This window comes from Legionella antarctica (assembly GCF_011764505.1).
In the GTDB taxonomy this organism is placed as follows: Bacteria; Pseudomonadota; Gammaproteobacteria; order Legionellales; family Legionellaceae; genus Legionella; species Legionella antarctica.
Genome location: NZ_AP022841.1, coordinates 22,991 through 35,454, shown reverse-complemented (window position 1 = coordinate 35,454; position 12,464 = coordinate 22,991). Strand labels below are relative to the sequence as shown.

Sequence of the window (12,464 nt, the reverse complement as noted above, 5' to 3'; positions counted from 1 at the left end):
GCGCTGCCAGCCAAGGAAGCGAGGAACGAGCGAGGCTGGTAGTCCCTGGTAGCCTTAGAGCCGGATGTTTTGCCGCAGGCAAAATATAAGGCATCCGAAAAGGCGTCAGTCATTGGGGTAGCGTTGTTTTTGAACCCCGAATGGGGTGAAAAAACAAGCGGACACAGGACGGCCAGGGCCGCCGGAGGCATACTTGTCGCGTTTGCGAGTCGATTTCAGCCATGGATGGCTAAAATCAATCACGAGCTTAGCGACACTATCGAAAACCATAAAAAGCACCACGAACCACCCTATCCTATTATTTTTACAGCCACTTTCATGCTGATTTTTTTTGATTCAGCAATTCACCCATTTGAAATAGTTCCTCATTAATGAGTTCATATTGCTCAATAAAGTACAAATAATCATCCGTTGATTTTTGTGTTGCAGCAGGATTCAAACCACCATTGAGTGCTTTTTCATACACAGCTGTTGCACGGTCTAGTTCTTGCTCGACTACGCGTTGCTGTATGCACAGTGCATCGTATTGTGCCCAATTAGATTGAATAGGCTGTATGGATGCCCCCTTACCATCTGAGGCCATTAATGCATCAAGCGCTTGTGCATACTCTCGCGCAATCTCGGTACTTTTTGTGATTTTAGATTGGATTGAATCAAGCACAGCTTGTGATACGAAATGGCCACCTTGTTCGCGCTCATACATCTCACGCAAATAAGATTCGTTAAAGTTACGTTCGCTGATGACTTCAGTGAGTGCTGATTTTAATTCCTTGATTCGTCCCTGAGGCGTTGAAGACTTATTTATCGATGACAATGAGATAGGTGCTACACCGGGGGCTTCAGCAATAGGAGCCTTAAAGAATCGACCAAAGTCCGAGTGGTTATAAAAGCCTTTAGGGATCATCCAGCGACGGGTGCGGATAAGCTTTGAGATGATTTGAAGTTTGTGGTTGAAGTTACTGATGCCTTTGAACTGATGTTCGTTGGTAACTGAAAAGACGATTTCTGCAAAGAGCTGATTTGGGTTTGAAATCAAGGTGCTATCAGATTCTTTGATTTGGTTTATGACGCCCTTGATGTAGTTCTTTTCACGATTACTTAGGAGCTCACCCATATGGGCTTCAATGGCGTAGGTTTTGAATTTAGGATTTTGTTTATCCACAATGGAATCATTGATAACTGTACTGTTATTAACAATACATTGTAGTTCTTTTTCTTTATATATGGGTAAAGCCAAGTTGTCCTTTTCGATAACGTCAACTTGGCACGAATTAACAGGCTCAGAGGGTTGTTTATGAGCTTTGGGTTGATTTTCCACAACAGGTACGTTGTTGATTGTGTTATTTTGTCCTAGTGTTGTTAGTACTTTGTCAGTGATGCGAATATACAAGTGCTTTTTATAATACTTGGTGCAGTGGGTTTCAATTAGGTTTTCTTCTCGAAAACTCTTGATAAATCTATTGATGGTGCGTGGAGAAACGGAGCATTCTTTGGCTATCTCTTCGATGGGGCGTGTAAACCATATTTTATTATCTTCTAAAGTGTATTTTGATATTTGCCACCAAAAAATGAATTTATCTAATACGGCTGCTTTATTCTTATTGTTGTCAGTTAGTGAGAGTAGTTTATCAAAATGCGCATGATAAATTGAACATAAGTTCCCCATAGATAATATCCTTATCTTATTGTTTTTTTTTGGGAACGAGACTAAAATGGTAAACGAAATACCAAAAATATCGGTCGAATGATATTCTCTTTTAGCTTCGTTCTAAGCTAGTTGTTTTGGTAAAGAAGGGTTTGCCGACCCTTCTTTACTATTGTTTTTGATCATCCAATCTACCTATAATTTTTCCTTAATATTCAATATACCATCGAATTTAATTTTTCTTTTTCTGTGTGTCAATACCAAAAAACAGCGATATCTATTGAGTTTCATGGCAATAAGAGACACAAAAATTTGTGTGGTTTATCTATATAAGGGACACAAATATTTGTTTTCTCATTCTTGATAAAAGACACAAAAATTATGTAATTTTCGAAGGTTTAAATTTATATAGTTTAATCTATTCAATGAATAAATAACTAATGACAAACGGTTGGTAGTTTTGAGATAAGAGACACAAAAATTTTGTATTAGATCCTAATTAAGAGACACAATAGATCGAGTTTCTATAGATATTTAAGAGACACATAAATATAACAAAAAAAAATTAAAAAACATTAAATTAAATCTGATCCTCACTTCTAATAATTCGATAATTCCACGATTTTCAGATAATTTTAAAAAAAACGTTGACCGCGAGCGCGGATCGTATATAGTTAAATAACTAACTATTCTTAAAGGTTTGATAATGAAAACAATAAGCGCTAAGGACTTCTCTTCTTTAATAAATGTTTCCCCTCACTTAATCTATAAAATCATTAAAGAACATAATATATCAGTTGTTCCTTTAGGAAATAAGAATGCGTTGCCGCCAGAGAGTATTAGAAAAATATTAGAGCTACGTGGTTTTAAATTCAAAAAACATAACTCTAAGCCTTTAGTAATTAATGTGTTTGGTATGAAGGGTGGAATTGGAAAAACCTCTATAGCCACAGCTCTTGCAGAGGGTTCTAGTAGGCTAGGTTTTAGGGTTTTGGCAGTCGACCTTGATATGCAAGGAAACTTGACTCAGTCTTTTAATATGAAAAAACATGGCCAGCCAGTGTTGTATCATGTGATTGTAGGCGATAAAAATATTAAGGATGTTATTATACCCGTTACCCCTAATCTGCATTTACTCCCCTCATCGTTGGATAACTCTCAAATTGAACATGTATTAAACTCTAAACAGTCTATTAATATTACTAATTTCTTCGACGAGATGTTTGATTCCATTATGTCAGACTATGATTTAATAGTAATCGATTGCCCTCCTTCTATACATAAGATAACTGTTTGCGCTTCTTGTTTTGCAACGGAAAATTTAATACCTATCAATGCTGATATAGATTCTTTTGATGGTGTTGTAATGACTGTTTCTGAAATAGAAAAAATTGAGCGATCATTTAAGAACTTATCAATTAAAATTAACTACAAAATCATATTTAATAAGTATGATGCGAGAGAAAAGCTCAGTTTAAACATTATGGGCTCTATTAGTGAGCGAAAGAATCTTAAAGATAATCTCTTGCCTATAGTTATTCGAACTAATACTGCTTTTAAAAATACTAAGGCAGATGGGGAGTATATTTTTGATTTAAAAAAATCTACGGCTAAAGAAGATTGTTTTTCTTTAATATCTGAGCTAACAGGCTTAACTGACTGGTTGGCCAGAGGAAAGTCAAATATTAGAGATCTTGAGACTACCGTTGCTTAGAATAGGGATCTTTTATGAATATTGAAGAAATGCTTAAGCAACAGAAAAAGCGTGGTTTAAAGCAAAATACTATAAAAGCAAAGATGCAAAGTTATGATGACTATGTAAATGATGATACGTCTCCAAGACCCTACAATACACCGAATGTTTTAGATTTATTTAAAGATACACCCCTCTTCATAAGAGACACAGAAAGTGCGTTAAGTTCTGGCTCTATAAGAGACACAGAAGGTACGTTAAATCCTGGCTCTATAAGAGACACAGAAAGTGCGTTAAATCCTGGCTCTATAAGAGACACAGAAAGTGCGTTAAATCCTGGCTCTATAAGAGACACAGAAAGTGCGTTAAGTTCTGGCTCTATAAGAGACACAGAAGGTACGTTGAGTTCTGGCTCTATAAAAGACACAGAAGGTACGTTAAATCCTGGCTCTATAAGAGACACAGAAGGTACGTTGATTTCTGGCTTTATAAGAGACACAGAAGGTACGTTGATTTCTGGCTCTATAAAAGACACAGAAAGTACGTTAAATCCTGGCTCTATAAGAGACACAGAAAGTGCGTTAAGTTCTGGCTCTATAAGAGACACAGAAGGTACGTTGAGTTCTGGCTCTATAAAAGACACAGAAAGTACGTTAAATCCTGGCTCTATAGGAGACACAGAAAGTGCGTTAAGTTCTGGCTCTATAAGAGACACAGAAGGTACGTTGAGTTCTGGCTCTATAAAAGACACAGAAAGTGCGTTAAATCCTGGCTCTATAAGAGACACAGAAAGTGCGTTAAATCCTGGCTCTATAAGAGACACAGAAAGTGCGTTAAATCCTGGCTCTATAAGAGACACGGAAAGTACGTTAAATCCTGGCTCTATAAGAGACACAGAAAGTGCGTTAAATCCTGGCTCTATAAGAGACACAGAAAGTGCGTTAAATCCTGGCTCTATAAGAGACACGGAAAGTACGTTAAATCCTGGCTCTATAAGAGACACGGAAAGTACGTTAAATCCTGGCTCTATAAGAGACACAGAAAGTGCGTTAAATCCTGGCTCTATAAGAGACACGGAAAGTGCGTTAAATCCTGGCTCTATAAGAGACACGGAAAGTGCGTTAAGTTCTGGCTCTATAAGAGACACGGAAAGTGCGTTAAGTTCTGGCTCTATAAGAGACACGGAAAGTGCGTTAAGTTCTGGCTCTATAAGAGACACGGAAAGTGCGTTAAGTCCTGGCTCTATAAGAGACACGGAAAGTGCGTTAAGTCCTGGCTCTATAAGAGACACAGAAAGTGCGTTAAGTCCTGGCTCTATAAGAGACACAGAAAGTACGTTAAGTTCTGGCCCTATAAGAGACACCGAAAGTACGTTAAGTTCTGGCCCTATAAGAGACACAGAAAGTACGTTAAGTTCTGGCTCTATAAGAGACACAGAAAGTACGTTGAGTTCTGGTTCTATAAGAGACACGGAAAGTACGTTGAGTTCTGGCTCTATTAAAGACACAGAAAGTACGTTGAGTTCTGGCTCCATAAGAGACACGGAAAGTACGTTGAGTTCTGGCTCTATAAGAGACACAAAAAGCAAACCAAGTACTAGATCAATAAGGGGTGTTGATAAGGCGATTCAAATTGGAAGGCCTGCAAAGGGGGCTAAATACAGGTATTTTGATTTGTTAGGTAACTCGAAAAAATTGGTAGATGAAATTGCATATCGGTGTGTTGTTATTGGTGGATTAACTACAATTAAGATAGATAAAGTTGATTTTTCTAAAAATACAGGAGTTAAAATTGGAGCTATTAAAACAACCATCAATAGATTAAAGGATAAGGGCGTCATTGTTTCTTATGAAGCAACTAAAGGACGTAATTCCTTATGGAGGTTTACGTTATCTCAAGAAATATATGATCAGTACATTGACTATTTTCGTGGTGAATCGGGGCATATGTGAAAAATGAAGCTAAGTTTGCATGGTCTAAATTATGGGGCTCATTATAGTAAGAATGTTACTCAGTTTAGATCAGATACTCCTTGATCAAGTGAAAATGCTTGGAAGCCACTCTTACGGAGAAAATGTGCCGTATAGTCACTCCTGAGCCCACTTTGACAATAAATAAGCAATTTCTTCTGGGGGATTTGGCTAGGTAGACCAAGTATCTCGCTAAAAGGAATGTGCAATTCATCTTTGGTTAATCTGATTTTACGATCTTCGTTATGTTCTCTAATATCTATTATTTTATAATTTAATAAATCAATTTTTTTAAGTTCCACGTTAAAATTTTGAGTTGGCCAAGAAATCGCTCTATGATGACAGCCTAGGCAGTGATCTATTTGTGAAAATGGTAAGTGTTCCATTTTTAAAGTATGACTATCAAAGGTAATTATTTTTTGAACGGGCGTGGCGGTTGGATTTACAAAATAATTAATAGCTAATGTTGCAGTTATCGAGCCAGCTATACCTGTTGTTGGGCCTAAAACGCCAGCATCAGAGCAGTTGTTCATTAAAAAAGGTGGTGGTGGTTCAGGAAATACACATCTATAACATCCTTGTTTAATATCAAAAAACATGATTTGTATTTTATTTTGAAAAATACTGGGTATTCCTGCCCATCGTGATCAGTCATTATCGCCCTACCGTGATCAGTGATTATCGCTTGATCGTGATCACCGATTATCGCCTGATCGTGATCACTTTTCCCAAAAAACAGGAATAGGTGATCACGATGCCACCACTCCATATGGGGCGTGGCTTTTGCAAGCATTAGCACCGGTTATACTAGTTAGTTTAATCGGAGAGTAAAAATGTCAGCAAAAGGAACATCTATGCGTAAATTGATTCAGATACTGCGTCTTCATTTTGAGTTAAAATTAAGCAGGCGCCAAATAGCAAACAGTCTTAGTGTATCGGTTGGTGTGGTTATCAAATACATCAATCGAGCCCTGGATAAAAATCTTTCATGGCCTCTTCCTGAGGGGATGGACGAGCCAGCTTTACTTGAAATTTTAAAGCCGAAAGCCGCTCATGCCAGCCTAAACAAGGCGCTAGACTTAATAGATTTCGCAAAAACTCACCAAGAATTAAGCCGAAAAGGCGTCACATTACAGTTGCTTTGGGATGAACATCAATCAGAACAAGAAGGCGCTTTAAGCTATTCTCGTTATTGTTACCACTATCGTGCTTATAAGGGGTTTAGGTAAGCAAAATACAGATTTAGCAGGTGGCATATTATGTGAATAATCAACCCCCTCATTACCAGCGCTTAAATATCCGTAAAATGCAGGGCATTATAATTTACATTAAACAGCATGCTTCAACACATCACACACCCATGAGTTTAGGCTCATGCCAGAATGTTTGGCTGCTACATAGGCCTCACGATGGAGCTCTGGAGAAATTCTCAGATTGAATTTCCCTGAAAACGGTTTTTCTGGTTTTTCATTTCGCTCATGACAAAAGTCAATATAATCATCTATTGACTCAACAAATGCCTGTTTTAGCCCATGCGCTGTATCAGCCTGGAACGTAATGACATCTTTGGTATTAATGACTTCGCCAACAAAGAGTTCATTTTCATCATCAAACTCTACATGACCAAGATAACCTTTATAATTTAACATGGCTCTACTCCTGCTTCTTTCAGTAAACGCCTCATTGAAACAACTGCTCCCTTATCGGCCTCTTTTTTAGGATGAGGTCGATGAAAAACAGCCCGAACACCATTCAGCGCTATACGTACTCGTGATCCGCGCCCCTCGGATAATTCAGCGCCCAAGCTAACAAGCAACGACTCGATATCCTTCCAGATAATGCTGGCATTCACTGGCGTTTCAAATATGCTGTGCAGCACTTTTTTATGTTTAGCTTTCATTGGTTAATGATACCATATTATGGTACTATTTCAAGTGGTTCATACGGATATTAAATCACACGTTCTTAAATATCCTCAAAATGATAGGTGCCATAAATTTGAATGTGCTTAAACATTAGCGCGGATATTTTTTGTAAGTGCTCGCTTGGAATATCAAGTCCTTCTGCTCGAAGTTCGTCAACTATCTGTTGTATGTGATGGGTATTCCATACTAAAACAGCATTGGATACCAAACTTAAACAGCTGGCCTTATTCATAATTTCCTCATAATCGCTGGTTTTAAAGGCTCCTCTGTTGAGAAAAAATAATTTTTTGGCCAGATGGTGTCTTGACTCACCATGATTGAGGTGTAAATGAACTGTATAACGAAGATCTTGATCTGCAATATAACGTAAAATATAAATGGATTTAATGATACGTCCCAAAGCTCTTATTGCTTTGGATACATTATCAGTTCGATTGGCTAATTTCTGGATTATTACATGGGCTGGAGCCAGGCCATTCTTTAATGAGGCGACAATACGGACAATTTGATCCCAATATTTACGAATAAGTTCAATATCCACTGTACCATGAAACACTTCATCCAAATCACCATAGCTCATTGCATCATCAATTTTATAAATATTTTGCTCAGCTAAATCCTTAAGCCTTGGATGAAAAGAAAACCCATTTAAATAGAGCAGAGCAAAGAGATGCTCAGTAAAGCCATGTGTGTCCGTGCTATGAAACTCAGGATTGAGCAGAGTATCATTCTCTAATAACCCCGTGAGCACAAAAGAGGCTTCTCTTTCACCAGTTGAAATAACCTGCGTACCAAAGACACCATCTTTTGTCACGTGCGTATAGATAGAAATCGCACGCTCATAATATCCGTAGTATCTTGGATAATAAGAGGAGAGAAAAAACTTTCTCTCAATGGGGTAACGCTCACCATCCGAGGTTGAATAAGAGCCATCCGTCATTTCCGCACTGATTGGATAAGTCAATAAATGATTAATTAATCGACGATTAACCTCTTTGATGCTGTCTTGTCGTAGATAAACATGAGATGCGTTGGTCAGCGCATCAATGCTGATGCCAACAGCGCTGGTTCCCATTCCAAACAGCCCAATATTGGTTGCATGCGCAAGGATTGCCGCAAGCAATGGCTTTAATGGAAATTTAATCGGTTGCGTGTGTGCATAAAAAGGAGTAAATCCTTCCATGCAGCCTGACATTTTGGCGACTTCTGCCAAGAGTTTCTCAATTCTAATGGCAGGCATCCTGGACTGTATTAACTTACGTAATTTGACCACTTCAGGTGGAATAACCAGGGCATCCTCTTTGGTGAAACAAAATTTACCCTCATTAATCGTTACAAAATCATTAGTGGGTAAACTCTTACTGGCATTTGTGGCTACTCGATGATATTCCCCCCGTAGTGTCTCCAGAAGTGTATCAAAATCATTGGGTAGCGCAAGCTTAAGGTACTGTTGTTCTCGCTCGTTTTCCCAGGGCTGCTCACCATAAACCGTGTCCCAAAAATAACGATTATTACGACTTTTTGAAAGATAAACATCACCCGCGCTGATTTTTTTCTTGAGGACGTAATAAAAACCCATTTCCCAGTGATGGGCTTTGATTTCCCCATTCTCATCAAACACCACATCCTTCCACATTTTTGGCAGAAAGTCTGTTGGCACAACAGCAGGAAGTTTTTTAATTTCGCCATTGTGAAGTTGACGAAGAAGCTCAAGGGCCTCCATTAATGAACTTAACCCAACACTTGCGCCAAGCTTTAAGTTTAAAAATCGTTTTGAAAATTTCCTGACATAAGAAAATCGGTTAACGATATGATCGGTAACTCCAGAGGACTCCAGCTTATCGATGGCCTCACAGGCACTGGCTGTTTCAAGCATCGTGTCTTCATTAAACTGGGTCACAAATTCCATGAGGGTTAACTGCCCAACTGATGCTTGGGAATAAGCCTGTTTAATGAACTCACTAGCTGGTTTAAATTTTCCTTTGTTTCGTCTGGATACTTTCTCGCGCTCGGCGGTTACTTCATGGGTAGCGTGTCGATTAATGTCCAAAAATATTCGCTTATATACATAAACAAGGTAATCAAGAATGGTTTTAGCCGTTTCATGCAAAAAACAAATAATGATGGCTTCTTGTTTTAATTTAGAAGCCATATCACGTAGCTGGGCGGCATCATAGTAGCGACCTTTTTGAGCCAGTTCAGTGATGACCTCAGGGTGTATTGCTGACAGATTGCAGTCCAGAATCCCTAACTGTTCAATTTGGTCAAAATAGTCAAGGTACTTATTCATGACCTCGCTATTGGCATTCTGAGGCGATGTTCTAAGTTCCGCTAATTGAGCATAGGCTTCTTTGTGTTTTGGTGTGATTAATTGATACAATTCTTTTCGTTTACCAGGAGCTAAGCTTTCTGCAATACTTCGATGAAATCCCTCAACCGCTTTATTTACTTTTTGGCTTATCAGGCGGCCTAATACTAAGGAGGAAGGCAACTCAACGCGGCTCGCTTTTAAGTGATTAATAGCCAGGGCAATCAGTTGTTTTTTGTCCATGGTTTCTTGGCGTAAGAGAATCACAAGCCACTCCTCTAATCGAAGTTGCGCGGCCTCGTTAAACTCAGTATATCCAAGATAATTACGAATTTTTTCTTGCTGAATATAACTATGTGAGTTTTTATCAAATACAGGAAAAACTGAAAGTGGTTGCCCCAATTGTTTGGCAAGATAACTTAATGCGATAAAAGGTACTGTATCGTCTTTTCCAATAAATCGCCCATAAGCCCTTAAGTGGCAAAGAAGAGCGGCAAATTTAATACTTTGATTTGCGGTTTTGTTAATAAACTGGATATCACTTTCAGTGAGTGTCCAGTCAATAGCTAACTGATCTTCCGTAATCTCAATCGTGGTGTGCATCGATATTTATCCCTGAACGTTCGATATGCTCTGCTAATTTTTCTTTTGATGCTCTCGTGTAAATGGCTGTAGTGTCAATAGATTCATGCCCCATTAACATGGCTAATTCAACAAGACATCCTGGATTAGCCTGCAAAAACTGAACCGCAAAGGTATGACGCAACGTGTGGGCCGTGACGTTAATTCGTGTAATATTAGCCCGGATGGCGAGCCCGGTAATCAGCTGTTGTAAGGCTCTGACTGTTCCTGAAACTCCGCGCTTAGTAGTAAATAATGAATCATCAGCTGCAATAGCATCCCGTGTTTCTAAGTAGCTGGTTAATGCCCTGCGTGCAACTGAATTTAATGGAACCTCTCTGTGCTTTCTACCTTTCCCATCAACAATAGTGACAAAGCCAGAACGTTCTCTAATAACAACGTCTCTGAGTATTAAATTTTTTACTTCTGCCACTCTTAAACCGGCTTGTATCATGAGTTGCACAATGGCATAATTTCTTATTGAAAGGCCATGAGTGGAAAGGCCAGCCGCTCGTAACAAAGCATGAATTTCTTCTTTGTTTAATGCTTGTGGTTTAGTGGTCGTTACTCGCTTCACAAAATGAATGGCTGATGCTGGATCAGCAGAAATCAGTCCGGCCTGCAAAGCCCAAGCATAAAATCGTTTTAATACCTGAATGTGATGGTTAATGGTAGCAGGTTTACGTCGAAGTACTTTGGAGATATATTCTCGATAAGCACGGAGATCATTGGATGTCACTTCAATAAGACCAACATCTTGTTGATAAAAATCCAATACCCATGTAGTGAATACTTTTATTCCTTGAAGATAACTGGTAATTGAGGCAGGAGACAAATCCTGCTTTTCTAGTGCAGTTCTAAATTCATTGAGCAAGTCATCATGATTCATGTGTATGTATTATGTGAATAATCAACCCTGGAGTTAGCATAGCTGTTTGCTTCGCATAATACAACTAAAACGGCTTATATTATTCATATATAACCAGTTATGTGAATAATTTGTAGGGTGGAAACAGGCTGTTTTGGGCTAAAATCTATTTTTTTAGGGAAAGAGAAATGCAACTGAATTCAGAGGGTTAAGGCAAGACCTGCGAAATCTGTAATTTGCTTGCCGAAACCCCTATAAGCAAAGCCTAAAACGCTCGTTGCGTCAGACACATAAGGCGGGAGATAAGGTTTTTATTGATTACAGCGGTGTTACGTTCAGTATTATTGATCCTGAAACAAATGACATCAGGGCTGCTGAAATTTTCGTAGGTGTTTTGGGTGCCTCTAAGTATACGTTTGCTGAAGCCACATGGTCTCAGCAACTTCCTGACTTTTTGGGTTCTCAACGCCGGATGTTTGAGTTTTTTGGCGGTGTTCCAGCACTTGTTGTGCCAGATAATCTCCGTTCAGCCATCAGTAAATCATGTCGATATGAGCCTGATACGAATCCAACATACGCACACTTCATTGAGCATTATGGCACAGCTGTACTTCCAGCAAGGCCTTATCGTCCTCAAGACAAAGCATCTGTTGAATCAGGTGTTCAAGTTGCTCAACGTTGGATATTAGCCCGATTACGACATCAAACCTTTGTGGGTCTTAATGAACTCAATGCAGAGATTGCACGGCTATTAACCATAATGAACCAAAAACCATTTCAAAAACTACCTGGATGTCGCGAGTCAGTCTTCATGGAAATGGACAAACCTGTATTAAAACCGTTACCAGCAGATGCCTATTATTACAGGCAGTACAAAGCGTCTCGCGCAGGTATTGATTACCATGTTGTGCTTCAAGGGCATTATTACAGCGTGCCTCATAGGTACTGCGGCCAGCTCATTGATTTATGGTTTAACCAGCATACGGTTGAATGTTATTTTGAAGGAGAGCGCATAGCGATGCATCTGTATTCAAGCATACCAGGTAAACAATCCACGATTTCTCATCACATGCCCAAGAGGCACCGCATACACACCGAGCAATCAAAAGAGAGATATTTACGGTGGGCGAGCGAGATAGGTGCTTGCACACACATGGTCGTAAAAAGAATATTTGATGAAAAACCTCACCCCGAACAGGCTTACCGTTCCTGCCTTGGTATTTTGAAACTAGCGAAACGCTATGGAGAAATCCGTTTAGAGCAAGCCTGCTCCTATGGTGTACACCAGGGGGCATACAGCCGTAAAAGCGTGTTATCCATTCTAGAAAATAACCTTGACCAAGGAGCAAAAATTCATGCATCACGTGACGTGAACCTACATGGATTAACGCATGACAACATTAGGGGCTCTCAGTATTACCACTGAGTCTGTAT

The 12,464-nt window shown here is 39.1% G+C and carries 11 protein-coding genes and 1 pseudogene; 5 read left to right on the top strand and 7 right to left on the bottom strand.

All coding sequences use genetic code 11. The features are described from left to right. Positions 1-316: 316 nt before the first annotated feature. Positions 317-1,666 carry a helix-turn-helix domain-containing protein gene (locus HRS36_RS18525; protein WP_173238721.1) on the bottom strand — a complete coding sequence of 450 codons (1,350 nt, stop codon included), beginning with the start codon at positions 1,664-1,666 and terminating at the stop codon, positions 317-319. 685 nt (positions 1,667-2,351) lie between these two features. Between HRS36_RS18525 and HRS36_RS18520 the strand changes: the two genes are divergently transcribed. After that, positions 2,352-3,359, top strand: a complete 1,008-nt coding sequence (locus HRS36_RS18520) for a ParA family protein (protein ID WP_173238720.1) — start codon at positions 2,352-2,354, stop codon at positions 3,357-3,359. A gap of 130 nt (positions 3,360-3,489) precedes the next feature. Here HRS36_RS18520 and HRS36_RS18515 read toward each other — a convergent pair whose 3' ends face one another. Then, positions 3,490-4,917 (bottom strand): hypothetical protein, encoded by a 1,428-nt coding sequence (locus HRS36_RS18515; RefSeq protein WP_173238719.1) that lies wholly within the window; start codon positions 4,915-4,917, stop codon positions 3,490-3,492. Between HRS36_RS18515 and HRS36_RS18510 the strand changes: the two genes are divergently transcribed. Continuing rightward, a complete protein-coding gene (locus HRS36_RS18510) occupies positions 4,892-5,290 on the top strand; it encodes a hypothetical protein (protein ID WP_173238718.1) in 399 nt (132 codons plus the stop codon). The genes HRS36_RS18515 and HRS36_RS18510 overlap by 26 nt on opposite strands. 59 nt (positions 5,291-5,349) lie before the next feature. Here the strand turns inward: HRS36_RS18510 and HRS36_RS18505 are convergent, their stop codons facing one another. Beyond that, positions 5,350-5,907 carry a ThiF family adenylyltransferase gene (locus HRS36_RS18505; protein WP_173238717.1) on the bottom strand — a complete coding sequence of 186 codons (558 nt, stop codon included), beginning with the start codon at positions 5,905-5,907 and terminating at the stop codon, positions 5,350-5,352. 234 nt (positions 5,908-6,141) lie between these two features. Here HRS36_RS18505 and HRS36_RS18500 point away from each other — a divergent pair, with 234 nt between their 5' ends. After that, on the top strand, positions 6,142-6,537 hold the full coding sequence (locus HRS36_RS18500) for a hypothetical protein (protein WP_173238716.1): 396 nt from the start codon (positions 6,142-6,144) through the stop codon (positions 6,535-6,537). A gap of 99 nt (positions 6,538-6,636) precedes the next feature. On the opposite strand, the gene HRS36_RS18495 is transcribed toward HRS36_RS18500, so the two are convergent. The 4 genes from HRS36_RS18495 to HRS36_RS18480 form a co-directional block, all read right to left on the bottom strand. Beyond that, on the bottom strand, positions 6,637-6,957 hold the full coding sequence (locus tag HRS36_RS18495; protein WP_133137737.1) for a type II toxin-antitoxin system HicB family antitoxin: 321 nt from the start codon (positions 6,955-6,957) through the stop codon (positions 6,637-6,639). Next, positions 6,951-7,208 carry a type II toxin-antitoxin system HicA family toxin gene (locus tag HRS36_RS18490; RefSeq protein ID WP_173238596.1) on the bottom strand — a complete coding sequence of 86 codons (258 nt, stop codon included), beginning with the start codon at positions 7,206-7,208 and terminating at the stop codon, positions 6,951-6,953. Before HRS36_RS18490 ends, HRS36_RS18495 begins: the two co-directional genes overlap by 7 nt. Before the next feature lie 65 nt (positions 7,209-7,273). Next, positions 7,274-10,144, bottom strand: a complete 2,871-nt coding sequence (locus HRS36_RS18485; RefSeq protein ID WP_173238595.1) for a Tn3 family transposase — start codon at positions 10,142-10,144, stop codon at positions 7,274-7,276. Further along, positions 10,128-11,051, bottom strand: a complete 924-nt coding sequence (locus HRS36_RS18480; RefSeq protein WP_173238594.1) for a tyrosine-type recombinase/integrase — start codon at positions 11,049-11,051, stop codon at positions 10,128-10,130. The genes HRS36_RS18485 and HRS36_RS18480 overlap by 17 nt, the downstream gene beginning before the upstream one ends. 247 nt (positions 11,052-11,298) lie before the next feature. Here HRS36_RS18480 and istA point away from each other — a divergent pair. Next, positions 11,299-11,868 (top strand): annotated as a pseudogene (gene istA, locus HRS36_RS19115) (IS21 family transposase); the annotation flags it as partial. Then, positions 11,842-12,456, top strand: coding sequence for a Mu transposase domain-containing protein (locus tag HRS36_RS19110; RefSeq protein WP_420814343.1), 615 nt, complete (start codon positions 11,842-11,844; stop codon positions 12,454-12,456). The pseudogene istA and the gene HRS36_RS19110, both read left to right, overlap by 27 nt. Positions 12,457-12,464: the final 8 nt, after the last annotated feature.